Origin of the sequence: Paenibacillus sp. M2 (genome assembly GCF_046713495.1) — a bacterium.
Classification (GTDB): domain Bacteria; phylum Bacillota; class Bacilli; order Paenibacillales; family Paenibacillaceae; genus Paenibacillus; species Paenibacillus amylolyticus_B.
On the sequence record NZ_CP169648.1, the window covers coordinates 1,848,637 to 1,875,213 of the forward strand.

At 46.1% G+C, this 26,577-nt stretch carries 24 protein-coding genes; 23 read left to right on the forward strand and 1 reads right to left on the reverse strand.

Features of this window, described 5'->3' with window-relative positions; all coding sequences use genetic code 11:
- The first annotated feature begins 45 nt into the window (after positions 1–45).
- From ACETMN_RS08540 to ACETMN_RS08630, 19 genes are all read left to right on the forward strand, one after another.
- On the forward strand, positions 46–570 hold the full coding sequence (locus tag ACETMN_RS08540) for a YfiT family bacillithiol transferase (RefSeq protein WP_091014954.1): 525 nt from the start codon (positions 46–48) through the stop codon (positions 568–570).
- Positions 571–604: 34 nt separating this feature from the next.
- A complete protein-coding gene (locus ACETMN_RS08545; protein WP_091014952.1) occupies positions 605–1,120 on the forward strand; it encodes a GNAT family N-acetyltransferase in 516 nt (171 codons plus the stop codon).
- 130 nt (positions 1,121–1,250) lie between these two features.
- On the forward strand, positions 1,251–1,634 hold the full coding sequence (locus tag ACETMN_RS08550) for a VOC family protein (RefSeq protein ID WP_091014950.1): 384 nt from the start codon (positions 1,251–1,253) through the stop codon (positions 1,632–1,634).
- Positions 1,635–1,855: 221 nt separating this feature from the next.
- Positions 1,856–2,575 (forward strand): class I SAM-dependent methyltransferase, encoded by a 720-nt coding sequence (locus ACETMN_RS08555; RefSeq protein WP_411736014.1) that lies wholly within the window; start codon positions 1,856–1,858, stop codon positions 2,573–2,575.
- Between the two features lie 48 nt (positions 2,576–2,623).
- Positions 2,624–3,388 (forward strand): SDR family NAD(P)-dependent oxidoreductase, encoded by a 765-nt coding sequence (locus tag ACETMN_RS08560; RefSeq protein WP_091014947.1) that lies wholly within the window; start codon positions 2,624–2,626, stop codon positions 3,386–3,388.
- Positions 3,389–3,572: 184 nt separating this feature from the next.
- Positions 3,573–4,262: a response regulator transcription factor gene (locus ACETMN_RS08565; RefSeq protein WP_411736015.1), complete on the forward strand. Its 690-nt coding sequence runs from the start codon at positions 3,573–3,575 to the stop codon at positions 4,260–4,262.
- The gene (locus tag ACETMN_RS08570; RefSeq protein ID WP_411736016.1) at positions 4,259–5,263 is read left to right on the forward strand and encodes a sensor histidine kinase; all 1,005 of its coding nucleotides are present in this window, start codon (positions 4,259–4,261) and stop codon (positions 5,261–5,263) included. The genes ACETMN_RS08565 and ACETMN_RS08570 overlap by 4 nt, the downstream gene beginning before the upstream one ends.
- 116 nt (positions 5,264–5,379) lie before the next feature.
- Positions 5,380–6,135 (forward strand): ABC transporter ATP-binding protein, encoded by a 756-nt coding sequence (locus ACETMN_RS08575; RefSeq protein ID WP_105597890.1) that lies wholly within the window; start codon positions 5,380–5,382, stop codon positions 6,133–6,135.
- Positions 6,132–8,057: an FtsX-like permease family protein gene (locus ACETMN_RS08580; RefSeq protein ID WP_411736017.1), complete on the forward strand. Its 1,926-nt coding sequence runs from the start codon at positions 6,132–6,134 to the stop codon at positions 8,055–8,057. The genes ACETMN_RS08575 and ACETMN_RS08580 overlap by 4 nt, the downstream gene beginning before the upstream one ends.
- 74 nt (positions 8,058–8,131) lie before the next feature.
- Positions 8,132–8,677 carry a ClbS/DfsB family four-helix bundle protein gene (locus ACETMN_RS08585; RefSeq protein WP_091016144.1) on the forward strand — a complete coding sequence of 182 codons (546 nt, stop codon included), beginning with the start codon at positions 8,132–8,134 and terminating at the stop codon, positions 8,675–8,677.
- Entirely contained in the window at positions 8,677–8,835 is a 159-nt protein-coding gene (locus ACETMN_RS08590; RefSeq protein ID WP_306299272.1) for a CDP-alcohol phosphatidyltransferase family protein, read from the forward strand. Before ACETMN_RS08585 ends, ACETMN_RS08590 begins: the two co-directional genes overlap by 1 nt.
- The gene (gene pgsA / locus ACETMN_RS08595; RefSeq protein ID WP_411736018.1) at positions 8,816–9,217 is read left to right on the forward strand and encodes a CDP-diacylglycerol--glycerol-3-phosphate 3-phosphatidyltransferase; all 402 of its coding nucleotides are present in this window, start codon (positions 8,816–8,818) and stop codon (positions 9,215–9,217) included. The genes ACETMN_RS08590 and pgsA overlap by 20 nt, the downstream gene beginning before the upstream one ends.
- A gap of 197 nt (positions 9,218–9,414) precedes the next feature.
- Entirely contained in the window at positions 9,415–12,084 is a 2,670-nt protein-coding gene (locus ACETMN_RS08600; RefSeq protein WP_411736019.1) for a LuxR C-terminal-related transcriptional regulator, read from the forward strand.
- A gap of 137 nt (positions 12,085–12,221) precedes the next feature.
- Entirely contained in the window at positions 12,222–14,306 is a 2,085-nt protein-coding gene (locus tag ACETMN_RS08605) for an S-layer homology domain-containing protein (RefSeq protein ID WP_411736020.1), read from the forward strand.
- Between the two features lie 157 nt (positions 14,307–14,463).
- Positions 14,464–14,889: a GNAT family N-acetyltransferase gene (locus ACETMN_RS08610; RefSeq protein ID WP_091014937.1), complete on the forward strand. Its 426-nt coding sequence runs from the start codon at positions 14,464–14,466 to the stop codon at positions 14,887–14,889.
- A 40-nt stretch (positions 14,890–14,929) separates the two neighbouring features.
- The gene (locus ACETMN_RS08615) at positions 14,930–15,364 is read left to right on the forward strand and encodes a GNAT family N-acetyltransferase (RefSeq protein ID WP_076318268.1); all 435 of its coding nucleotides are present in this window, start codon (positions 14,930–14,932) and stop codon (positions 15,362–15,364) included.
- Positions 15,365–15,472: 108 nt separating this feature from the next.
- Positions 15,473–15,895 carry a hypothetical protein gene (locus tag ACETMN_RS08620; RefSeq protein WP_253432554.1) on the forward strand — a complete coding sequence of 141 codons (423 nt, stop codon included), beginning with the start codon at positions 15,473–15,475 and terminating at the stop codon, positions 15,893–15,895.
- Between the two features lie 176 nt (positions 15,896–16,071).
- Entirely contained in the window at positions 16,072–17,292 is a 1,221-nt protein-coding gene (locus ACETMN_RS08625) for an RtcB family protein (protein ID WP_091014936.1), read from the forward strand.
- Positions 17,293–17,342: 50 nt separating this feature from the next.
- On the forward strand, positions 17,343–18,521 hold the full coding sequence (locus ACETMN_RS08630; protein WP_091014935.1) for a DUF4272 domain-containing protein: 1,179 nt from the start codon (positions 17,343–17,345) through the stop codon (positions 18,519–18,521).
- A 193-nt stretch (positions 18,522–18,714) separates the two neighbouring features.
- Here the strand turns inward: ACETMN_RS08630 and ACETMN_RS08635 are convergent, their stop codons facing one another.
- Positions 18,715–19,752, reverse strand: a complete 1,038-nt coding sequence (locus tag ACETMN_RS08635) for a LacI family DNA-binding transcriptional regulator (protein ID WP_017689723.1) — start codon at positions 19,750–19,752, stop codon at positions 18,715–18,717.
- Positions 19,753–20,280: 528 nt separating this feature from the next.
- Here ACETMN_RS08635 and ACETMN_RS08640 point away from each other — a divergent pair.
- The 4 genes from ACETMN_RS08640 to ACETMN_RS08655 all read left to right on the forward strand — a co-directional run bounded on the left by ACETMN_RS08640 (position 20,281) and on the right by ACETMN_RS08655 (position 26,566).
- Entirely contained in the window at positions 20,281–21,663 is a 1,383-nt protein-coding gene (locus ACETMN_RS08640) for an ABC transporter substrate-binding protein (protein ID WP_373419815.1), read from the forward strand.
- Between the two features lie 122 nt (positions 21,664–21,785).
- Entirely contained in the window at positions 21,786–24,713 is a 2,928-nt protein-coding gene (locus ACETMN_RS08645; protein ID WP_091014933.1) for an extracellular solute-binding protein, read from the forward strand.
- 75 nt (positions 24,714–24,788) lie between these two features.
- A complete protein-coding gene (locus ACETMN_RS08650) occupies positions 24,789–25,700 on the forward strand; it encodes a carbohydrate ABC transporter permease (protein ID WP_047842211.1) in 912 nt (303 codons plus the stop codon).
- 2 nt (positions 25,701–25,702) lie between these two features.
- The gene (locus tag ACETMN_RS08655) at positions 25,703–26,566 is read left to right on the forward strand and encodes a carbohydrate ABC transporter permease (RefSeq protein ID WP_017689719.1); all 864 of its coding nucleotides are present in this window, start codon (positions 25,703–25,705) and stop codon (positions 26,564–26,566) included.
- The last annotated feature ends 11 nt before the right edge of the window (positions 26,567–26,577 follow it).

Genomic DNA, 26,577 nt, shown 5'->3' on the forward strand with positions numbered 1-26,577 from the left:
ATACTGAAAGTTATTTTGAATCATATAAACAAGGAGGAATGGTGGATGGATGAAAGATTTCCGATAGGACCATTTGTACACACGGGTGAAGTTACTTTGGCACAACGGGAGAAGTGGATTCAGGACATTGCTGAGTTGCCTGAACACGCACGAGAAGCGGTAAAGGGACTAAGTGAAGAGCAATTAAGTCTGCCGTATCGAGAAGGTGGATGGATGCTCAAACAGGTCATTCACCACATGGCAGACAGCCATATGAATAGTATGATTCGTTTCAAGTTGGCACTGACAGAGGATACACCAACGATTCGACCTTATTATGAAGAGCGCTGGGCTGAATTGAGTGATTCAAGAGACCTGGATGTTGAATTCTCGCTTCAGATTCTGGATGCGCTCCATCGTCGTTGGGTGTTTCTGTTAAACGCGCTGACAGATGCAGATTATGCCAAACAATTTTATCATCCCTCATCAGAAGAAACGACAAGACTGGATTATAATCTGGGCATGTATGCTTGGCATGGCAAACACCATGTTGCTCACATCACATCGCTTCGGGATAGACTGGGAATATAGCAAGGAGAAATATCTTTTTAAGGAGGATTTATCATTGACTGTACATATCAGACTATTAAATGAGAGTGATCCTGTAATCATATCAAAGGCATTCCAGGAGCAGGGTTGGGGGAGATCCCCTGAGCAGTATCTTCATTACTTGGCTGAACAACAGAATGGGGAACGCGTAACCTTGGTAGCCGAGTTGAATGGAGAATTTGCCGGATACGTGAATGTATTGTGGAATTCCAGCTACCCGTCTTTCAGGGAACAAGGCATTCCCGAAATTAATGATTTCAATGTGCTGATCAAGTTCCAGCGCCAAGGTATTGGTTCACGGTTGATGGACCGAGCAGAGGAAGTTATTTCGGAGCGAACGGATGTAGCAGGTATTGGTGTAGGTGTATTTTCCGATTATGGCAAAGCGCAAGTTTTATATGCCCATCGCGGATATATACCGGACGGTCATGGTGTCCACAGACACGATCATTACATTCAGCCAGGTGAAGAAACAGTTATGGACGACGATGTTGTGCTTTATCTTACGAAGAAGTTAAAAGCCGCTCAATAAGTCTAATGTTTACTTAGTACTTGCAAAGAAATATGATAAAAAAGCTGTCCTGCATGTTATACTCTATTGGAATTTGAGGAATGATAAGCAGGTTGTTGAGAGATTAGATGATCAGAGGAGTGATTGATCCATGTTTAGCAAAGTCGGCCAGGTTATGTTGTATGTCAATAATCAAGATGAATCACTGGCTTTTTGGACTGAAGTCGCTGGATTCCACATTGTGGATGAAGTAAACCTTGACGAGGGCATGAGATGGATTGAGATCGCGCCTACCCCAGACTCCCAGACGAGCATTATCCTCCATGACAAAGAGACTGTGGAGCGGATGTCGGCGGGTGTAAATCTGGGTACACCTTCGTTAATGTTCTTCACCGAAAATCTGGATCAATTATATGCCGACTTGGCTAGTAAACATGTAACGGTTGGAGAGATTGTCGAGATGCCAACGGGGCGTGTTTTCAACTTTGCGGATAATGAAGGAAATTACTTTGCAGTCTTGGAACGGGCGAATTAAATTACAACTCAATACCGCTACGATTATAAGCGATCGACATTCATGTCGGTCGTTTTTTTGTTGGGAAAAAGCTTATGTTTTGGAGTAGAAAAGCACAAGAAAAATAGAGAACTACTGGGTAAAAATGTTATAATAGAGTGTGGCTGATTTAACGAAAGAGTTGAGAATGAACAGAGTCGGAAATGAAGGTTTGAATGGAGTATTGAAGGAGGAATGTGGTTGTGGAAAAGACGATTAAAAGTGTACAGGATCTATATGATATGCTCGATGCGGACTTCAGATCTGCCAAGCAATTTTGGGAGCCTTTCTATGAGGATCGGAATAGACCAATCCCCTTTTTTCCAAACAAACCGGATGAGAATCTGGTAGCGCATATGAACGAAGGTGTGCTGGCAGGCGGCAAGGCACTGGAACTGGGTTGTGGCCCGGGCAGAAATGCGTTGTATCTGACCCGCCAAGGATATCAGGTAGATGCTTATGATCTTTCCGAGACAGCGATAGCCTGGGCTAAGGAAAGGGCTGCAGAAGAGCAACTGGACGTGCATTTTGAATGTCGCTCCGTGTTCGAACTGGCCCCGGAGCAAGAATATGATCTTGTCTACGACTCGGGTTGTCTGCACCATCTGTTACCACATCAGCGTATTCCCTACATAGAGATGGTCCACAATGCACTCCGGCCTGGAGGATACTTTGGAATGACTTGTTTTGCTCCTGGTTATGGCGATATTGGTGGGCCAGAGATCGTCATGAATGATTGGCAGGTGTATCAAGAGAAGTCGATGCGAGGCGGTCTTGCGTTCACGGAGGAGAAGCTTCGCTACATGCTGGAAGATGGCTTTGAATGTGTGGAGTTCCGTGCAATGAAGGCGATGGAGCAGCATGAACCGTGTTTTGGTGTACCTTTTCTGTGGGCTACGTTGTGGAGAAAGAAAAACTCGTAAGAGCAGGGGAATAACATGCATTGAAAATAGAGGAGGAGTGGTATCGGAATGGGAACAGAAACAGGAAGAAGACACTTTATCATTACAGGCACATCCAAAGGGATCGGTTTACAACTTGCAGAGTTATTATTGGCTAAGGGGGATTACGTTTACGGTATTTCACGCGGGGGTTCGGATCTGTTGGAATCAGGGGAGGAATGGAGCGAGCGTTACCGTCATGTTCAGTATGATCTTGCCGACCTGAATGGGATCAATGATTTGATTACACGTGTATTGAGCCAAATTCCGTCTCAGGAAGCCGATTTCATTGGACTTATTAATAACGCAGCGATGCTGGAGCCTCTAAGACCTATCGATCAGTGTAGCGCGGCAGAGATAAGTCAGAGTCTTAACATCAGTCTCGCAGCGCCAATGATATTAAGTTCATCTTTTATTCAACAAACAAATCACCTGTCCGCCAGACGTAAAATTGTTAATCTCTCATCGGGTTCGGGAAGTTATCCCGCGCCGTCAATGGCAGTGTACTGTACATCCAAGGCAGGTATGAACATGTTCACCCAATGCGTATCTCTGGAGCAAACGGGCCAACAGAACCCTGTTGAGATTATTGCTTTTGATCCGGGGATGGTCGATACGGAATTACAGGCTGTTGCACGAGGCAAAAGTGCAGAGGAGTTCGCCCTTGCGGGTATGTTCAATCAAGTATATGAAGCAGGACAATTAAGATCGCCACGAGACGTAGCGATGCAGTTAATCGAGCGAATGGACGCACAGAGTGATGCAAGCCATGTTATACACACTGTTGAGAGCTAATTGATATACGTGTTTCGGCTTGTTTTCTTTACGAAGTATGGTTACCTTTTGATATAAGCCCAACTTCCCTGTACACTGGAATCAGCGATCGAAAGAACGATTTGTAATGGTAAAGGTGATCCTGCAACAACGGAGTCTAATTACCTTATTCAACCTTAGAAGATCAGAAACGTGGTGAAGTCTCTTGTTTAAAATTATGCTCATTGAAGACGACGAGTCGTTATTCAGTGAAATCAAGGAACGTTTGTCCCAATGGTCGTATGACGTGTATGGTGTGCAGGACTTTGGCAAGGTATTGCAGGAGTACAGCGTAATTCAGCCGCAACTGGTTATTATTGATATTCAGTTACCCCAATATGACGGGTTCCATTGGTGCCGGATCATTCGTTCGCACTCCAATGTGCCGATTATCTTTTTGTCCTCACGGGATCATCCTGCGGATATGGTCATGTCCATGCATTTGGGTGCAGACGATTTTATCCAGAAGCCTTTTCACTTCGATGTATTGATTGCCAAGATCCAAGCGACTTTGCGGAGGGTGTACAACTATAATACAGAGCATATTGAACTTCGAACCTGGCGCGGTGCTGCTATTGAATATGTGAAAAATACGCTGACCTGCGGGGATGAATCTGTTCTGTTAACCAAAAATGAGATGTTCATCCTTAAAGTGCTGATCGAGCACAAAAATCAGATTGTTACTCGTGAGGAACTCATCCGGAGCTTGTGGGATCATGAGCATTTTGTGAGTGACAATACGCTGACGGTTAACGTTAATCGCTTACGGAAGAAACTTGAACCCATCGGCTTGGAGCGTTACATTGAAACCAAAGTAGGTCAGGGGTACATGGCAACGGAAGAGGCAGAAGCATGATCGGAAAGTACATACGAGAAAGGGCTAGTTGGTTATGGCTACTGGTAAGCATGCAACTTATTATTTTATTGGTGGCCTACCTGGACTCGTCCATTCCATTCCAATCTGTGGGGTATATCGTAGGACTGAATGTGGTGGTATGTCTTGTTTTTATCTGGGCGAGATACCTGAAAGAGACCCGTTTCTATAAAAAATTGAGCATCTGGGATCATACCTATGATCTAAGAGAACTCGATATCGCCGAAAGTCCATATGAGCAGATTGTACATGAGGCGGTCAGTTCCCAGACACAGCGCTATCGTAAGGAGTCGTCACATCATTTTATCGCTCTGGAACAGGAGAAGGACGAGATGTTGTCCTGGATTCATGAGGTGAAGACCCCACTGACTGCGTTGCAACTGATGATCGAGCGCTTGCCAGATGACAAGTTACAGAGCCAAATGACATATGAATGGTTACGAATTCATCAGTTGCTGGATCAGCAGCTTCATCATAAGCGGATTCCGTTTATGCATAATGATCTGTTCATCGAAGAGACGGAACTTGAACCGGTATTGAATAGCGAGATACGAGCGCTGAAATCGTGGTGCATTTCCAAAGGCATTGGCTTTGATGTGTCTTTAATGGTATCGTGTGTGCTCACAGACAGCAAATGGTTAGGTTTCATTCTCCGGCAATTGTTGAGCAATGCGGTGAAATATAGCGATTCATCGGACATCCTCATTGAAAGTCGGGAACAAGATGGACACATCATACTCATGATTCAGGATCACGGGCGAGGGGTTGAGACTCAAGATCTGCCGCGTATATTTGATAAAGGATTTACGTCCACCCGAGGCAGAATGGATGGGGCGGCTACCGGGATGGGACTATATTTGGTTCGTCAAGTGGTCCAGACGCTTCATATGAACATTCATGTAGAATCTTCTCTTGGCGAGGGCACAATCGTCACACTTACTTTTCCACGAAAAAACGACATGGTGCATCTTGCAGGCGTGTGACAACAATGTCACATGCTTTTTGGTTTTGTTCGGTGAATCACACGATAACACTGCACATTCCGCCTATGATATAGACATGAGCATTTTGCACAAGATCTAAGAGGAGTGAGTGGGATATGTGGATACTGGAAGCCAAAAAAATTCATAAAGTCTATGGCAATAAACTGAATAAACAGGAAGTGCTGAAGGGGATTGATCTTGGGGTAAGCAAGGGAGAGTTTGTAGGTATTATGGGGCCTTCGGGTTCAGGCAAAACGACACTCCTTAACGTACTTTCCTCCATCGATCGGGTGAGCCAGGGCACGATTGATATTGAGGGCAAGGAATTCACCGGAATGAAGGAGAAACAGCTGGCTGAGTTCCGCAAACATCATCTGGGCTTTATTTTTCAGGAATATAATCTGCTGGATACGCTGACGGTAAAGGAAAATGTATTATTGCCGCTCTCGATCACCAGCATTCCAAAGCAGGAGGCGCACTGGAAGTTTGAACAGATCGCCCGTGAACTGGGAATCTACGAATTGAAAGACAAGTATCCATCTGAGATTTCAGGGGGTCAGAAGCAGCGGACTTCGGCAGCAAGGGCATTTGTCCACGAGCCAAGTATCATTTTTGCGGATGAGCCGACAGGAGCGTTGGATTCCAAGTCCGCTTCGGATCTGCTCGGTAAGTTAAGTGATATGAACAGCGCACGAAAGGCGACTATTATTATGGTTACCCATGATCCGGTTGCCGCAAGTTATTGCAGCAGAGTGATCTTTATTCGAGACGGTCAGATCTACACCCAGTTGAATAAAGGAGACGAGTCACGGCAATCGTTCTTCAACGATATTATCAAAACCCAAGGCGTATTGGGTGGTGTGCAGCAATGAGCTTGAATTATATTATCTTCCGTAATCTCAGGAAAAATCTGAAGAATTATTATCTCTATGTTTTTGCGCTTGTGTTCAGTGTGGCCTTATATTTTTCCTTTGTGACGTTACAGTATGATCCTTCCATGGATGAGGTAGCTGCTTCAACGAAAGGTGCGGCGGCTATAGGCGCATCTTCGGTACTGTTAATCGTCATTGTCGGTATCTTTTTGCTCTATGCCAATACGATCTTTATCAAGCGGCGTAGCAAAGAAATTGGATTATTTCAATTGATCGGACTGACGAAAGGCAGAATTTTTGGTATTTTGAGTGCGGAGAACAGTATTCTCTATTTTGGCTCCATGGCCATCGGTGTGTTGATTGGGTTCCTTGCGTCCAAGCTGGTATTGATGATATTGTTCAAAATTCTCAGTGTGGACGCGATTACGAAACTGTACTTCTCTCCGATGGCACTGATGCAAACGGTGATTGTCTTTACGATAATGTATTTGCTTATCATGCTGATGAACTACATTTTTATCAAGAGACAGAGCATTCTCTCACTCTTTCGGGTGTCTGCCACTTCGGAGCAGCAGGTGCAGAAGATGTCTGTCGGACAGATGATTGTTGGCGTCTTGGGCATTGCTCTGATTGTGTATGGATACTTCATGTCTGCACGGCTGTTTAGCGGTGAGGCAATGGATATGCAGCAGTTGATGTATACAATGATCCTGATTCTCTTCTCGGTCATACTGGGTACATACCTGTTCTATAAGGGTTCGGTAAGTTTTATTTTTAATCTGATTCGCAAAAGCAAAAACGGCTACCTTACCATTCATGAGGTGTTGTCTTTATCTTCAATCATGTTTCGCATGAAATCTAATGCAGTGCTGCTCACGATTATTACAACCGTGTCTGCGCTTGCTATTGGCATGCTGTCGCTCAGTTACATTTCGTATTACTCAGCAGAGACTCAGGCCAAGGAAAGTTTGCCGGAGGATTTCTCTTTTGCTCAGGCGGATGTGAAAGATCGCTTTGTAGCGGAGTTGGAACACAAACAGATTCCATATGAAGAGAAGTACAGAGAGCCTATTTATATTGAAATTGATGCTCAAGAAGTGATGGATGCGTCCATGACGGAACAATACCTGTTCAGTAGTGTGCTGAGTGACAACATGGTAGATAACATTGATGTGCAAGCGGGTGAAGTGGTCTTCATGGGATATGGAAATGCCATTCAGCAGTTAATTTCCATTCAGGAGAAAGGTCCAATCGTCTTGCACGGGTTGAAACATAGGCTGGCACAACAACTGATCGGAACAACCAAACGTGGAGTCCTTCCCACGTATTATTCTGGGGGCACGCCTGTAGCTGTAGTAGATGAAACGGTATACCAGCAGCTGCGGCAGGATCTCGATCCCGAGCTACAAAAATCTGAGTGGGCTGATTACTATGGTGTACGTATTCTGAACGAGGGGCAGGCTGAAGAGGCATATGCCGTATATAAGGAGCTGCAGTTGGAAGCACCGAACTTCTCCCAGATTGAGTTCAGAAATAACCAACGTAATAATATGGGCTTAATTATGTTCATTGTTGGTTTCCTTGGTTTGACGTTCTTGATTACATCGGGATGTATCCTGTACTTTAAACAAATGAATGAGAGTGAAGAGGAGAAGGGTAATTATACCATTCTTCGTAAACTTGGATTTACACAAAGCAATCTGTTGAGGGGTATTCAGATCAAGCAGTTGTTTAACTTTGGTATTCCGCTTGTGGTGGGATTGAGTCATAGTTACTTTGCCGTGAAATCAGGTTGGTTTTTCTTTGGTACGGAGCTGGCGACACCTACGGTCATTGTCATGATAGTCTATACATTGTTATATTCGATTTTTGGTCTGTTGTCTGTGTGGTACTATAAACGGGTGATTAAGGAAGCTTTATAGAATTGGGTCGAAATGATGATAGAGTCCATGCTTCTGATTCATGTAAAACGGTGAAACGAGGGGAGTGGAGTAGTGTGCCTGGAATCTTATATGCCTCGAAGAAAGAATTAAGTGAGACGATTCGACGCACCTATGTATTGTTTGAGGATGAATTCAATGACATCCATGAGAGTGATAAAGATAAGTGGGTTGAAGGTGTAGATAAGACTCCTGCCCAGATGATCGCCTACCAGTTAGGATGGATGAACCTGGTGATGGATTGGGAGCGAAATGAACAGTTGGGACTTGAATGTCATATGCCTGCACCAGGGTATAAATGGAACCAATTGGGGCCGTTAAATGAATCATTTTACGTAAAATATTCAAGTTATACGCTGGAGGAGCTGCGCTCTTTGTTCCGGGAGACAGAACAACAATGGCAGAATTGGATTGACTCACTGAGTGAAGAGGAATTATTTGTGCAAGGGATGAGACAGTGGACGAGTACCAAACCCGGATGGGCTATGGTGAAGTGGATCCAGATTAATTCGGTAGCCCCTTTTAAATCTTTTCGTACCCGAATTCGTAAATGGAAAAAAGGTCAGTTAGCCAAAATGGATGAGAGGAGTGGAGATATCTAATGAACCTGGCAAATAAAATCACGTTGGCTAGAATCGCGTTGATTCCATTGTTTATGATCAGTTTTATCAATCAGCAAAGCGTGATGATTGCACTAATTATATTTGCGGTAGCGGCAGGTACGGATAAATTAGATGGATATGTGGCAAGAAAAATATAATCAGATCACGAATCTGGGAAAGTTGCTTGATCCACTGGCGGATAAACTGTTGATTGCGGTAGCGCTGGTCATGATGGTTCAGGAGAATATGATCAGTTCATGGATTGCTGTAATCATTATAGGACGTGAAATTGTAATTACTGCATTGCGAATGGTAGCAACAGAGCAGGGCATTGCTCTTGCAGCGGATCGATATGGCAAGATCAAAATGGTGCTTCAAGTGGCAGCGATCATGGCCATTTTGTTGAACAATGTTCCGTTTAGTTTGCTGACTGAGGTGCGAGTTGATGTAATTTTATTGTGGCTGGCAGCAGGAGTTACGCTGTTATCGGGATTGAATTATATTCTAGTAAACTATAAGTTGCTACAGACAGGAAGATAGAAAGCGTCGATTGGATCATGGCTTCACAACGCGAATGGTACCCTGCAATCAATTCAACGTGCAGGGTTTGTTTGTCGTTTGTTTCTGTTCAAAAATATGTGGGGCATAGTCATGGTTCCTTGTATACTTAGAGTATCTGAATGTACATATAATGAATCGGAAAAAAGTGCACCATGGTGCTGATTCGGGAGGATCTCATGCAACAGGAACATACCGCTGGTCTCCACGGGGACTGGCTTCAATTTATGATTTTAACAACCAAACTGGAACTTCCACCCTTACCAGCAGATACAATGGACCGTCCACGGCTAAGTTTGCAACGCAAAGAATTGTTCCAATCCAAAGTCACTTTGTTGACTGCCCCGGCGGGTTCAGGAAAATCAACACTGTTGGGCAGCTGGGTGAGAAGTGAAGCTGTTCAAGCAGCCTGTGTCTGCCTGGATGATAAAGATCAGGACCCGCTTCAGTTTTGGCTCTACATTATTCATGCACTGAATCGAGTGATTAAGGAACTCTGCGGTGATGTACTGCCACATTTTTTGCAACGGTACCCGATAGACCCCAGGTCAGCATTGATATTATTGTTGAACCGTGTTGCCCAGACCAATCAACATACGCTGCTTATTCTGGATGACTATCACGCAGTAACCCAGCCGGAGATTCATGAACAGATGCAATACTTTATTGAAAATCTCCCCCTATCCATTCATCTAGTCCTGTCTAGTCGAACATATCCTCCATTCAAGCTTGAAAAGCTGCGTCTGAGAGGTGAATTGAAGCAATTTACGCTTCTGGAACTGGCATTTACGCCAGAAGAGGGCATTGAATTTTGCCAACAGATTATGCAATTGGATATTGCCGGGGGAGATGCGCGTGGTTGGGTACAGCAGACGGAGGGGTGGGCTGCCGGATTGAAGCTGCTTGCTTTATCTCACGCATGGGGTGGAAACGCGTTGGTCAGCCCTATGAATTCGGTATCGTCACCTCTCTCACGTGAAGATCATGGACCTACTGGCGAGAGGACGATTTCAGATTACCTGCTTGAAGAGGTATTCCAGCGTCAGTCACCGGAAATGCAGCAATTTCTGCTCCGGACAGCGATCACGAGAAGAATGAACAGCAGTTTATGTCAGGTATTAAGTGATATGCAGGAAGCTCCACAATTGTTAAGGCAACTGGAGAAGGAACATCTTTTTCTTGTTCCACTTGATCGAGAAGCGCACTGGTATCGTTATCATCATTTGTTCTCTGCATTTCTAAAGCGTGAACTGGATCGTCGTGGTACTGAACAAGTAAATGAATTACATGCTCTTGCTGCACTTTGGTATGAACAACGGGGATACCCGGCAGAAGCGTTGGATCATTATATTCTCGGTCAGCACATGCAGGATGCAGCGAGACTGCTAGAAGAGTTGTTTGCCCATTTTATTATGGGAGAGTGGTGGACGCTCCGGCGATACTTTGATGTTGTGCCACTGGAGATCGTGAAATCACGTCCCAAATTATATATGTCCTACCTGTTCCTTGTTGCACGTGAAATGCCTTATGGACAGATGGTGAAGCAGCTTGATGAACTGGAACAAGTGATCCGGGTGCATCTTCAAGGGCGGCTGGAACCTGAGATCATCGGTTATTTGTTGCAAGTTATATGTGTGATGCGAGCATACATGGCCTATTTGAATAGAGATTTAGATGGGCTGGCTCATTATTTGGTGTCCTACATTGATCAGGGCTATCCTGATGATATTGCCTTTCAGTATATGGACTATGATCGGAGAGAGAGTATGCGCCTGCGCAGCTTCCATGGCGTTAATGGCTACTTGAGGCGTGGGGAAGCTTGCTTCGGAGCGATTACGGAACGTTGGTATGCTGAACATGCCTATGTAACGTCCTACTATGGTGTTGGATATGGTGAGATTTTAATGGAGCAAAATCAAATTACAGAAGCGGTCAGATATGCGGACCGAGCGCTTGAAGTGGCTTTGCAGATCAAGGTGGCTGCGTTGCTTGTTCCAGCTTATGTACTCAAAGCCAGACTTGAACTTACACTGGGTCGACCTGAAGAAGGCTTGAAACTGCTTCAGCAGGTCTCAGGATTATTATCTGTGAAGGATATGGAGTACTGGCAGCCAGCACTGGAAGCACATCAATACCGAATTTTAATTGAAATGAGTCCGGTGGCATCGGCCCAAACCATTCTGGCTAAGTCTGCAAACGAAGGAGATGTGGCTGCTGAGATCAGCTGTGATCAGATTTTCCATTCCATGATTCGCATACGTGCGATGATCGTACTTGAACAGTACGATCATGCACGAGAGGAACTGAGACGAATCCGTAAAAAGGCTGAAGAACGGGACTGGCTCACTGAACAGGTAGAGTGTGCTCTGCTAGAGTCAATCATGCTGCACAAGCAGGGATTCACAGATGCCGGTGTTGTAGCGTTATCCCGTGCTCTGGTGCTGGGAGGACCCGAAGGATATATTCGTTCATTTGTTGCTGAAGGTGAACAGATGAAACAGTTGCTGCAGGACTATCTCTATCTGCGTCGTACAAAGGCGATACATGATGATGGTGTGAAAATGGCTTATGTGAAGCAGCTATTATCTGCTTTTGCAAGAAACAAACGATTGAGAGGTCTCTCGTCTGCAGGAGAGGCCAAGCTGGATACAAAGGAAGTGGGACTCAGCCCGATGGAGCAAAAAATATTTGGTCACATCGCTGAGGGTCTGACCAGCAAACAGATTGCTGCCGAGTTTGGCATCTCACCCGGAACTGTTAATACACACATTCGCCGAGTGTTTGCAAAGCTGGGTGCGAGCAGTCGTACTCACGCTGTACAAATCGCGGAGCAGCGGGGATTATTATAAATTTTGTGAAACAGTGTCTACTCTTTTGTAGACTGTTTTCAAGCAAAGGTCTCTCCTACAATGAAGATAATTAAATAACTCTGACGAGTCTTTGCTGACACCAGGGTTTATGTTCATGTGGGAGGTAGCGTTAAAAGATGTCAACACAAGAATCCAAACGAAAAGTTCATAAGAAAAATAAGATCCGTAAGGTCTCGCCTTATTTGGCAGCCCTTCTGTCTTTATCCGTCATTTCTGTTCCTGGGACAATGCACGCAGCGACCGATGCAGTAAACATTCGTGACTTGCAGCAGGCAGCACCTTGGGCCAAGCAAGCCATTGAAAGGGCTGCCGAGCAACAGATGATTCTGGCGGATGAAGCAGGGAATTTCAACCCGAGTGCAACGTTAACAAGAGGCGACCTTGCGTATACGCTGGCTCAACTATTGGAGATGGACGTGCTGTCGTCAGTCCAGGATCCAGATCTGTTATTCAGGGATCTGGATCCTAACGCTGATAATGGTTCCTATATTCATGCACTTCGATTGGCGGGAATTATGAATGGTTATCCCGATGGAACGTTTCGTCCTGCTGGTCTGGTAACAAGGGAAGAGCTGGCAACAACGATTATTCGGGCTCTGAAGGCTAAAGGATATGATGAAACATTAAATTTGGCCAAAGAGTTGTCATTTAAGGATACTTCCAAAATTAGTGCCTGGGCTTTGCAAAGTGTACAACAGGCTGTTGAGTTGGGAATCTTGAAAGGGGACAATGGAAACTTTGCGCCGAAGCGTTCTACTTCCAGACAGGAAATGGCCGTGATCGCATTACGCGCAACTGAAGTCATTCAAGCTCTTGATGAAGCTGCGAGTCAAGAGGGCGCCAATTCGGAATCCAAACCTGATGAGCCAGGAAAGGTAACCGAGGTACAGGGTACAACTTCAGGCGGCAATAACGCAGGGAACGGTACAGGAAACGCAAACAGTAATTCCGGGGCGGCACCAGGGAATGAAAATGGAAATGGAAATGGAAGCACCGGTGGTGGAGGTGGATCTGCGCCAACTACTCCGACGAATCCTTCCACTCCGTCCAATCCAGGTACGGGGAACAGGGCGCCACTGGTTATTAGTGGCGGTTTGCCTGATCAGGAACTTACACTAGATCATGCCGCATTGGACTTGAACGTCTCGACGTATTTTAGTGATCCAGATGGTGATGAATTGCAATTCAGTGTCATAACCGGAGATGCAACCCTTGTTTCCTCTACTGTCGTAGAAAAAGTGATTCGACTTGTTCCGCAGGCTGCTGGAGAAACAACGCTGACGATCAAAGCAGTTGACATCCAGGGCGCAAGTGTTACGGCACAACTCAAGGTTAAGGTACAGGCCAATACGATAAGTCGCCAATTCCCTGATCCACATTTGGCTGGAGCTATTGCTTATTGGTTGCAAAAGGATGTGGATGATCCACTGACCAAAGATGAATTGGTGGAAGCACTCATTCAGACCAATGGAGGGTTGTATGCGAGAAATGTGGGTATTTCCGATCTGACAGGAGTTGAGATATTCAAAGGATTGAATGTAACCGAAATTGATCTGTCCGGAAACGCCATAAGCAAAGCGGATGCCTCTGGATTCGATCACTTGAATTGGCTTGATTTATCCGGTAACGAACTGACGCAGATTAATGTTACAGGATTGAATCAGCTGGAGTATCTGAAACTCGCGAATAATCGACTTGCTTTATTGGATGTGAGCGGACTAGATTCCTTACAAGAACTGGATCTGAACAGTAATGAGCTTGTTCATTTACCCGTTGGAATTGCTGAATTGTCTGATCTGCAATACTTGGATGTGAGTAACAATTCCATATCCCTGAGAGAAGAGCCTGACTTCGCACTGCATCACACGTTGCTGCAACGTTTAGACAGGTATGACTTCGATGATGCTTCTCCTGTATTGATAGAGGCACCTGCGGGTAATATCGCTTATGTTCATGGAGATGAGATTGAGATTGACCTGTCCTTTATGTTTGAAGATGAAGATGACGTTAGATCAACTCTCACACTACAGGCTGACTCTCCTGATCCACAATTGGCAGATGTCAGAATGGATGGACAGAAACTATACGTTACTGCACTGGGGACGAGTAGTGAGCCTATTCGGATTGAGGTGAAGGTTACGGACCCTCTGGGCAAAGTTGGTGTAGGTCACGTGTACGTTGATTTGAGAGAAATAGAGTAGCGCATTTTAAAACAGCATATGTGGACTAATGCAAGTTACATCAACGTGCCTTCCGCTATGGAAGGTGCGTTGTTTTTATTTTTTATGGGAAATTTTTATGTTAAAATATGCAAGAAATGAATGAGGCTGTGAGTAATGACGATAGGGGGAGAAGAGGATGTCCGAAATAAATATCAATCCAAGTACTTCAGAGGATTCAGAGTATGTTCGCGAGCAACTTATCGCATTTAATGCTGCACATGTGAGCGAGGAATTGAGGCATCGTTACGAAGAATTGAATTTCAATATTAAAAATGAGACCGGCGAGATTGTTGCAGGTGTGCTTAGTACACTTTGCTGGAACTGGCTGGAGGTTGAGATTCTGTGGGTGGATTCTGAACAACGGCATCGAGGATATGGTTCACAGTTGTTGCTTGAAGTTGAGCGAATTGCGCGAGAGAAATCTTGTGATTTTGTCATGTTGAACACTTTCTCCTATCAAGCACCGGAATTTTACAAGAAACATGGCTACGAATTAATCACAACGATCGAGAATGCACCGACTGGACACAGTCATTATTATTTTAAAAAGGATCTTACTTAAGACAAAACATGCGAAATAGGACAAAATCAGGAGGGTTATGATGGTTACCATTAAAGGAATCGAACTTGAAGATTTACCAGCACTAAGCCAGCTATACAATGAGTTGATGGGAATGCCTACCAATGAACAGCAGATGAAAAAGATGTTTCATTACATACAGCAGAATGGTCATTATCATGTGCTTGGGGCATTTTACAATGGCAAACTGGTTGGGTCCGTTATGGGGGTTGAGTGTATGGATCTGGTGGGTCCATGCAAACCGTTCATGGTTGTGGAGAATGTGATTGTGTCGGATCAGGTACGCAGGCAGGGCATTGGGCAGAGGTTAATGCTCCAGATTGAGCGGATTGCCAAAGATATGGGTTGTGGTTACATGATTCTGGTGTCTGGCGATCAGCGTAAGGAAGCACATATATTTTATGAGAAGTTAGGTTTCAAGGATGAGAAGGTGCAGGGTTACCGGAAGCATCTTTAAATATCCAAGCGGATGAAAATTTCTTACACAAGTGGAAGGATTACTTAAGGAACACGGCGAATAAGGCATAGTCTTAACAAAAGAAACGAATAAGAGGGAGGCACTCTCGTGCTCAAAAAATGGGCTAATGTTTTCATGATTCTGAGCCTGGTATTCGCCGTATGTTCCCCAACCTCCTATGCTGCCGCCAAAACGGTTAAGGTAACCGTGACATTGGTTAGCGCAGAGCTTGTCGAGAATAACTCTGTCGGTAATGAATGGGCTATCGGAGCAAGTGTGAACGGCAAAGATCTGGAAGAAGGTTCATCAGTCACTTTGAATCTGAAGTCTACAGGTACGTTGAAACTGGAGGCCATCGCCGAAGAACAGGACAAAATTCCCGATTACGGGGATAAAAGCACCAACGTCAAACTATCTTCGTTCTCCAAATCAACCAACAAGACACTTTCTGTGGTGGTGACCGAGAACAGAGGCCGATATTCTGGTAACACAGCGACTTGGGCGTTCAAGTTTAAGATTAGCAAGAAGTGAATAGTTACCGACCGTGAGAAAAGGGAGCCGAGCTCTCTTTTTTTATGTGTAGATAATTGGTGATCTGAAGGATGAAAACGTTTCGAGCTACGCTGATCTTTGTTAAACTAATGAAAGTGACAGATCAAAATTTAAGATGAAATATTCAAAATAATACATAGGAGGTTAACACAATCATGCGTATCGTAGATAACATTAAAGTCTGGGGGGAACCGCTGGAGAATGCCGTAAGTCAGGCGGTGACTTGCTCGCAATATGGAGACGTATTGGGTGTGGCTCTGATGGCTGACCATCACAAAGGTTACTCGCAACCCATCGGTGGTGTTGTCGCTTATCGGAATATGATCAGTCCGTCAGGTGTCGGATATGATATTGCCTGTGGTAACAAGGCTGTGCGCACCAATCTGATGTGGGACGATATTCGGGATCAGATTGTGACGATTATGGATGACATCAACTCGACTATATCTTTCGGCGTGGGTCGTAACAATCCAACACCCGTGGATCATGAACTGTTCGACGACACGAGCTGGAAGCTGTTTGATACTATCGAACCAGGATTACAGCATAAGCTGAAGACGCTCGCACGCAACCAACTTGGAACCGTAGGCAGTGGCAATCATTTCGTGGATATTTTTGTAGAAGAGGCCACGGGAAAGGTGTGGATCGCGAATCATTTTGGCAGCCGCGGGTTCGGTCACAAAGTGGCGAGTGGGTTCCTTAACCTTGCCGCAGGGCGTCAGTTCAGTGGCAAAGCGCCGGGTGAATCCATGGATCAGCCACCTACATTGTTTAACCTGAACAGCGAAATGGGTGATATGTATTGGGATGGAATGACTCTGGCGGGCAGATACGCCTATGCAGGACGTGATTATGTCATTGAACAGGTGCTTGGAATTCTCGGGGCAAATGCTGAATACACCGTACATAACCATCACAACTTTGCCTGGAAAGAACAGCATATGGGTGAAGAGGTCGTCGTGGTTCGCAAAGGTGCAACGCCACTGGCACCTGGGCAGCTCGGTTTTGTCGGAGGCAGTATGGGTGATATCTCGGTGATTGTGGAGGGGATCCACAGCGAAGAAAATACCGAGTCATTCCGCAGCACCGTACATGGAGCAGGGCGCACGATGAGTCGAACCCAGGCGGCTGGCAAAATGAATTACAAGCTGCGCACACGCATGGGTGGCGAGATTAGCGAAGCCCAGATGCATGAGGCGATTCGTGCCTATGGTGTCGAGCTGCGAGGAGCGGGCACAGACGAAAGTCCGTTTGTGTACAAGAAACTACAGGATGTACTGAACGCACATGCCAATACGTTGAAAATCAACCATGTACTGCGTCCCGTTGGTGTTGCCATGGCCGGAGGTAATGAATTCGATCCGTATAAGGATTAGTCATATATGTTCAACTGAACATTTACACGATAACGGAGAGGGTGAACTTCATGAGGAATTGTGCGATATATAGCTCTCAGTTTGACCTGGATCAGCTGTTTGAATGGATTCAATCCATTTATCCTGAGGGTACGATTAAACGCCGGGAAGACAAGACTCATATTCAAGTGACTCAGAAAAAATGGCTGAGTAAGAAAACCAAAGGCTTTAATATCATGACCAGCCAGACACATCCTGAGGAATTTACGACAATGATTCAGGGGATGCTTGGATTTTTGAGTCAGATTGAAGGGCGCAATGCTTCGCTCCAGGAAAAGGTATTGATCAAATGTTCCACACTGAACATGGTGGTTGGCATTGAGACAGAAGAGGATATCTCAGAAGAATTCTTCGGCGAGTTATTACAACTGGCTGATGCTCTGGATGCTGTGATCTTCTGGGGAGGTGGATCTCTGCTGAATGCACAAGGCCAGCTATTGCTGGATGTGAATGGAGAATCTGAGGTAGAGGATTACACGGTGACAGCGCACACCAGTTTCCTTGACGATGCTGGAACCCAGTCAGAGTCTGCAATTCAACGTAAAGTGCGTTCAGAGCAACGGTTGACTGAACAAGGCATTCCTTATAATGCGAACTTGCCTGCAAGGGCCGGAGAAGAGCACACCACAATCCGGAGTAAAGAGGAAGTCGCTCGCCGTGCGGTGGCCCTGTGTCTTGCCGCGCTTAAGGGAGAGTGTCTGGGAGCAGGCGAAAGCGCGGACGATACCGCAGCTCTGGTTCAGGAAGTGATCGACAAGTATGAGGCTGAATCCTTTTTTTCACCCGTAGAGAAGAGGTTTATCGACCAGCACGGAGCAGAGCAGCAGGAGATCATCTCCTTCTCTTGGGGATATGAAGCGTACCACGTCATGTTGTGGGCGCTAGGTTATGTGGAGGAATTGGGTGCACCAACGGAGTTGTGTAACGTTGGGAAGGATGTCGGTTATTTGCAACAGAAGGACAGCTTTGCCGACTTTCTCTCCGATGCATCTCTGCGCAGCAAGAGCGAGATTCTGGATGAAGCAGATCTGATCTACCGTTACAACTGGGTGTGTGTGGATAGCCGTGTGAATGACAGAACACCTCCTGCAGGACTGAATGGTGGAGTGGCTTATGAACGTCACCGTGCATTGAACTGGATGATCTGTTATCTGGATCAGGCGTGGGATGATGTGCGTACAGATACGTAGAACGGGATGATGTAACGGCCCTAATGTAATAAACAATAAACATTACACACATACAACAAATGCAAATACCCCTATAGCCGCTCGAATACGGTTAAAGGGGTGTTTGGCGTGTGGTTCTGTGTGGACATAAGCTTAACTCCATATATGCTTCAATATGTATATCCACACACATTAACGATCATATATTCTGCTTTTATCCACTATGCCTGCCGAACTGTTCACGAATAATGACATCAGCAAGAATCAACTTTTTCTCGACGTTGCTCTCCGGATTCGCAATGCGCCATAACATCTGATCCACTGCACGCGCACCGAGCAACTCCTTGTTCACATTAACTGTAGCCAGTAATGGGATATTGTCGTATAGATTATCAAATCCCGTGACAACACACTGATCGGGTACACGAATACCCATACTCTCAAGGGCTTCTATAGTGTATAGCCCATAGAAATCGTTCGCACATACAAACACTTCAGGCAGGTTATCCTCACTGATCACCGAAGTGAATGTCTGGCGGAACTCATCCAGTGCCTGATTACTCAGCTCGGGAATCTGATGTATTTCCATCCCATGACCCATAAGCACAGAAGTGTATGCAATCCAGCGTTCATAGAAGCTATGAGCATCCCCGATATTGCCAACGAACTGGAATGTTTTGAAGCCCTTGCGGAGCAAATAGAGCATGATCTCCCGCATGGATGCAAAGTTATCAGTGAATATGCTGTCACTGTGAAAAACAGGGTCCAGATGATCCACCATTACAACCGGAATACTGAGACGCTTGATTTCAAGCAGAATCGGGGTCGAGATCGAGCCAACGGTAATGATTCCACGAATGGCATCCGGGTTGAGAAGGGTGAATAGCTGGTCTGCGGATGGTTCCGTCAAGGTTAGAATGTTAATCCCTTTTTGGTTCAGCTTGGAAGAAATCCCGTTAAAGACGGGTCCCCAGTATACGGAGTCCTGATTTTGGTACCGAACATTGGGAAATAAAATCAAGATCGTTCCGCTTGAACGTGTGTTCTTCGGTTCCTGAAGTTCATGGCTGTTATACAGTTCACCAGACAACATGCTGTTATCTTTGAAATATCCAAGTTTGCCAGCGGCCTTGAGAATGACATCCCTCGTTTGATCGCTAACTCCCGATTTTCCAGACAAAGCTCGTGATACCGCGAATTTCGACAAACCCGTAAAATGTGCAATCTCCTGAATTGTTACCTTTGTCTTCATCATACCATCCTTACACTCGTAGTTCTGCCGTATTCCTTATTTGGAGCGATATCCAACTGTTCCTAGTATAACATGATGTATTTCTCTTAATCTAATAACGGACAGAGAATTCAAAATGTTAGTGATGCACAGTATTTTAGGATGAATGTTCAACGTGACGGTAAGCATATTTTCAGATAGAATGACGAATTTTGTCTGTTGAATTATTATTTTGTTATTTTATAAAAATAACAAAATAAACAAAGTTAGAATCATGGTTTAATAAGTTTGTACTTAGAGTCTTTGATATTGAATAAGCTGTAACACAGGAGTATTAGAGCTTAATCAGCATTTTATCAGAATAATTAGAAAATGTTAACAACAAAAATGTTGACGCTTACATTTCGCTGTGTTAAATTTTGTTTGTCAAAAACAAACAAGAAAATAACAAATGGTGGTGGTTGTTTATTTTCGATTGGTTGATGAGCGGGGTTAACGATTTAGGGTGAAGCATGATTGGTATACACATTCGGGGAGGTTGTTAAAATCATGATGAGAAGATGGAATGTTCTACCTCTGATGTTATTGGCTGTGATGCTTTTTGTATCCGCTTGCAGTGGTGGGGGGACAACGCCGACAGGGACAGACGCAGAGGGAACAACGAACTCAGGCAACAGCACCGAAATCGCTGAAACAGACAAAGAGGACGCAGCGGAAGAAGTTGTGGCGAATGTGCCTGATCTGGGTGGACGTGTCATCAAAGTTGCGGCTTGGTGGGATCTGAAACCGGCAGGAGAGACGGCCTCGGATAAGGCCAGACTCGATAAAATTGCAGAGGTGGAGAAGAAATACAACGTAAAACTGGAGTTCGTCAATGTACCTTTCGAAGAATACATGAACAAATTCACCACGTCTGCCCTGGCCGGCGAACCATTCGCTGACATCGTTCAGATGGAATACAAATCCGCACTACCTGCCATCCTCAAAGGGCAGCTATTGCCCATCTCCGAATTCACTACACCTGAGAACAACATCAACCAAGAGGCTAACCTGATTACCAAATTCCCTGCCATTGCAGGCAATGAATACGCCTTCGAATCTCCAACCAGCATCGGTCTGGGACTTCACTATAACCGTGACTTGTTCAAAAAATTATCTCTGCCTGATCCTCAAGAACTTTATAACCAAGGTAAATGGGACTGGGATAAATTCATGGAACTTGCCAAACAGGCAACCAAAGATACCAATAACGACGGCAAAACTGACGTATTCGGATTTTCTGGCTGGGCGCTTGATGTCGTTCGTCATTTTACCGCGGCCAATGGTGGAACGATCGTGGATGATGCCAATAGCAAGGAAGGATTATCCGATCCGAAAACGATTGAAGCAACCGAATTCGTTAAACGGTTGTATAACGTGGAGAATGTCGTGAAGGTCAAAACCGGCGACAAAACCAACTGGGAGGAAAGCAATACGTTCAAGGATGGAGACGTAGCTCTGTTCACTGCTGCTGAATGGCAATTGGGCGATCTCACCTTTGCTGTCGGCGTTGTACCGATTCCGAATGGGCCACAGGGTAGCAAAGAGGTAACGTATGCAAACAACGCGGCATCGGCGAAGTTCATTCCAAAAGGTGTGGAGGATCCAAAGATCGTCTACCAAATCTATGAAGAGACCTTCGACATCCCACAGATTGAAGAGTATCCAGGTCAAGATTATCTGGAGAGTCGTTATACCGATGAGAAGGATATTGCGATCATTCGCGAGCACATCGCTGGAACAGGCCGTATCTTGTTGGATGATGCCTACACGGGGTACCCTTTTGGGGATTTTGTGAACGATATCATCAAAGACAATGCTTCCGTCACAGCAACGGCTGAGAAATACAAAGCGCAGGCACAAGCTGCCATTGATAAACTGGGCAAACAATAAGAACTTATCACCAGCAAAAGATTCAGGCAGGGGCTCGTGTCGGCAAGGTTGCACAGAGCCCCTTTTCCTGAACCACCAAATCGGCATTGCTGGCATCAGCCTTGATGAGGAGGACTCGGAGGATGGCTGGAATTCTACAACGTAAGACATGGATATGGTCCACAGTGATCATCGTGGCAGCAGCCTGCATCATTCTATATGTAACTTCCGGCGCTGATGGGAAGAGTGCAGACGTTCCACCTGGCAGTCTGCCTGCCATTGAAGTGGATGCGGTCTTGCAGCAGACCCGGCAGAAAAAGGGATACGAACAGTATCGATCCGGAACGGATCAGGCTACACAGCCGAATGTGGACATCACCATTGAAGCAGGAGATTACATAAAAGCCGAAGGTGAAGACGTCCGCAAACTGACTAATTATGAGGGAATGGATGGTGTATCTCTCCATACCGGAGAGACCGGACAAGTCGATTGGACCATTAACGTGCCGGAGACCGGGCTGTATAACCTGTCCGCCACCTATTATCCCGTTGAAGGCAAGAGTTCGGCCATTGAGCGTGCATTGTACATTGATGGTGAACTTCCTTTTGCGGAAGCCGCCTATTTGCAGTTTGACCGGGTGTGGGCCAATGAGAAAGATGTTGTTGAGCAGGACAATCAAGGTAATGACCTACGCCCGAGACAAGTGGAGCAACCACGCTGGATGGAAGAAACGTTTCAGGACTCCGACGGGTACGAACAGAATCCATTCAAGTTTTATTTGGAAAAAGGGGAACACACGCTAACGCTAAAATCATCACGCGAACCCATGGTGATTCGGTCCATTCGTCTTTTCAATGAGAAGACAGCTGTTCCTTACGCGGAAACTGCAGGTGCACAACAGTCGGATTCCTCCGGGCAGCCGAAGGATGTACTTATTCGCATTGAAGGAGAAGCCGCGATTGCCAAATCTTCACCTACGTTATACCCGACCAGCGAAAGGTCAAGTTCTGCTGTATCTCCTTACAGCGCTTCCCAGGTACGCATTAATACGATTGGCGGCTTTAACTGGCGTCTGCCAGGACAATGGATCGAATGGGAAGTGGATGTGCCGGAGAGCGGACTTTATCATATCGGTTTTACCGCACAGCAGAATTTTGTCAAAGGCATCTATTCTACACGCAAGCTCACCATTGATGGTGAAGTCCCGTTTGCAGAGATGGCCCAAGCCCCTTTCCGTTATCAAAGTGATTATCGCATTGATGTCATGGGGGGCAAGGAAGCATACAGATTTCACTTGGAAAAAGGAAAACATGTGCTACGGCTGGAGAACAGCCTCGGTGACTTTGCACCGCTCATCCGCAATGTAGAGGACAGTCTGTACAACTTGAACTCCATGTACCGACGCATTCTGATGATCACAGGTACCAAACCTGATGAATTCCGGGATTATCGGGTGGAGGAGCAGATTCCGAACCTGCTGGAAGTGTTCAGTGGGGAAAGTAACCGACTCAAAGAAGTGGCCGCACAGCTTCGTCTTCTGTCAGGACAGTCCAGCGATCAGGAAGCTCTGATCAAGACAATGGCGCTGCAACTGGACGAGATGATTGACAAGCCAGATACCATTCCAAGACGGCTTGCGGCTTACAAAACCAACACAGGTGGTCTCGGCACATGGGTGCAGCAGGCACGAGAGCAGCCTCTTGAGATTGACGCACTGTACGTCACTTCGATTGACCAAGATATTCCCGGAACAGGCATGGGACCACTCGCAAAACTTGGTCATGAAGCGAAGATATTCTATCATTCGTTCTTCATTGATTATAACCAGATCGGCAATGTAGCTACATCGGAAGATCAGCGTACGGTAACCGTCTGGATTGGTAGCGGACGAGACCAGGCGAATACGATGAAAGCGATGATCGACAAGACCTTCACACCAGACAGTGGCATTAACGTGAATCTGAAGCTGGTGAATATGGGAACCTTGCTGCCAGCGACTTTGTCCGGTGAAGGTCCGGATGTAGCGATGCAGATCGGCAATGATCTGCCGGTGAACTTTGCGATGCGGAACTCGGCTGTAGATCTGACGCAATTCAGTGATTATAGCACTGTAGAACAGGAGTTCAGAGAAAGTGCAATCGTGCCGTATGCCTATGATTCAGGCGTATACGCCCTGCCGGAAACACAAACCTTTAATATGCTGTTTTATCGTAAAGATGTGCTCGAAGAACTCGGACTTGAAGTGCCTCAGAACTGGGAGGATGTGGAGGCTCTACTCGCGATTCTGAGCAAAAATCACATGGAATTCGGTATGCCGGTTGTGACCCAGGCGAATATGCAGGGGGTTAATATTCCGCCGAACTCGCAGTATGCCACGATGCTGCTCCAGAACGGCGGCGCCTTCTATCGGAACGATGACAAGGAATCGGATCTGGATTCCCGGATCGGGATCGAGACGTTCAAGCAGTGGACGGAGTTCTATACCGATTACAAGCTGGAACGGGAATATGATTTTGCCAACCGTTTCCGGACAGGACAGATGCCTATTGGGTTAACGGATTACACCATGTATAACCAGTTGTCCGTATTTGCACCGGAGATTCGAGGCTTATGGGGATTCGTTCCTGTACCGGGAACCGTTCAAGCGGATGGGACCTTGAATCGGGACGTACCGGGTGGAGGCAGCGCAGTCATGATGCTGGAGGGTGCCAAGGATCAGGATGCGGCGTGGGCGTTCATGAAGTGGTGGACCAGTACACCGATTCAGGCGGAATTTGGACGGGAGATGGAAGGGCTGATGGGTGCCGCTGCCCGTTATCCAACGGCCAACATCAAGGCACTGGATTCCCTGCCGTGGCCTGCCGAGGATTACACCAATCTGAAGGCTCAATTCGAAACGGTGAAGGGCATTCCTGAAGTACCCGGTGGTTATTTTACAGGCCGCCATCTCTTTAATGCATTCTACAAAACTGTTGTTGGCCAAGTGGAAGCCAGGGAATCCATCATGGATTACACCCAATATATTCAGGACGAGATTCGAGTGAAACGTAATGAATTTGGTCTTCCGTAAGCAGAGGGAGGGTTAACCGTGCCACAAATATCACTCCGAGACGGACAAAACAGTCCTCCTGAGAAAGCGTCAAGGATGGGCATGAAGTCGTGGTGGAGCTGGAAGCTCCAGGAAATGAAGGCCAGCAAACATTCCTATGTTCTGCTTGCACCTTATATGCTCCTGTTCCTCATGTTTACCGTGATTCCGGTTGTCATCTCGATCATACTCAGCTTCACCTACTTTAACATGCTTGAATTCCCGCGTTTTATTGGCTGGCAGAACTATACTCGCCTGTTTCTGGAGGATGATGTATTCCTGATTGCAATCAAGAATACGTTGCTGTTTGCCATCATTACCGGGCCGATCAGTTACATTGCTTGCTTCGTCTTCGCGTGGATTATTAATGAGTTAACACCGAAATGGAGAGCGTTCATGACACTGATCTTCTACGCACCCTCCATCTCGGGCAATGTGTATTTTATCTGGCTGATGATTTTCTCAGGAGATCGTTATGGTATTGCCAATGGGCTGTTGATCAAATGGGGCTTTCTGCTGGAGCCAATCCAATGGCTGAAGACGGAAGCCTACATTATGCCTATTCTCATTCTCGTGCAGCTATGGCTGAGTCTCGGAACCGGATTTCTGGCGTTTATCGCTGGTTTGCAGACGGTGGACCGGACGTTGTACGAAGCGGGAGCGGTGGATGGGATCAAAAATCGCTGGCAGGAGCTATGGTACATTACCCTGCCTTCGATGCGTCCACAGTTGATGTTCGGCGCAGTTATTCAGCTTACAACCTCGTTTGCCGTGGCTGATGTGTCGATTGCACTGGCCGGGTTCCCAAGCGTGAACTATGCGGCAGAGACGGTAGTCACCCACTTGATCGACTTTGGTACTACGCGGTTTGAGATGGGATACGCATCGGCGATTGCCACCGTGCTGTTCATGATTATGGTGGGCACCAACTTGCTGGTACAGAAACTGCTTCGAAGGGTGGGAGAATAGCTATGGCTGCAATTGCGACAGGCAAAAAGCGGGTGAATCGCTCGCTATCGGGAAGTCTCTCCCTGTTTGCCCTTCTGCTCGTATTTGGTGCCTTCATGGTGCTGCCGCTGATCTATGCGATCAACAATGCATTCAAACCATTGGATGAGATTTTCACCTTTCCACCAACGCTGTTTGTCAAAAATCCCACGTTCAGCAACTTTACAGATCTGCTGAATCTGCTGAGTGACTCGTGGGTGCCGTTCTCACGTTATATATTCAACACGGTATTTATTACAGGCATCGGTATCGTAGGCCATGTGCTTCTGGCTTCCGCAGCGGCGTACCCGCTTGCCAAGCACAAGTTTCCGGGCAAAGTATTCATGTTCCAAGTGGTCGTACTGTCACTGATGTTCACACCAGCAGTGACGGCAATTCCGAACTACATGATCATGTCCTGGCTCGGATGGATCGATACGTACTGGGCTGTTATCATTCCGGCATTTGCCTATTCACTCGGGTTGTACCTGATGAAACAGTTCATGGAGCAGATCCCGGATGCACTGCTGGAAGCAGCCAAAATTGATGGTGCCAGTGAATACCGGATCTTTTGGTCCATCGTTATGCCTAATGTGAAGCCAGCCTGGCTGACATTGATCATACTGCTGTTCCAGATGTTATGGGGCAGTGATGGCAATGGATACATCTACAGCGAGCAGCTCAAGACTCTGCATTATGCAGCGGGTCAGATTATTCAGGGCGGAATATCCCGGGCAGGAGCGGGTGCTGCGGTAGCACTGATTTTGATGAGTGTTCCGATCACGCTATTTATTTTCTCTCAGAGCCGAATCATTGAGACGATGGCGAGTTCGGGCATGAAGGATTAAGGGGGAACGAT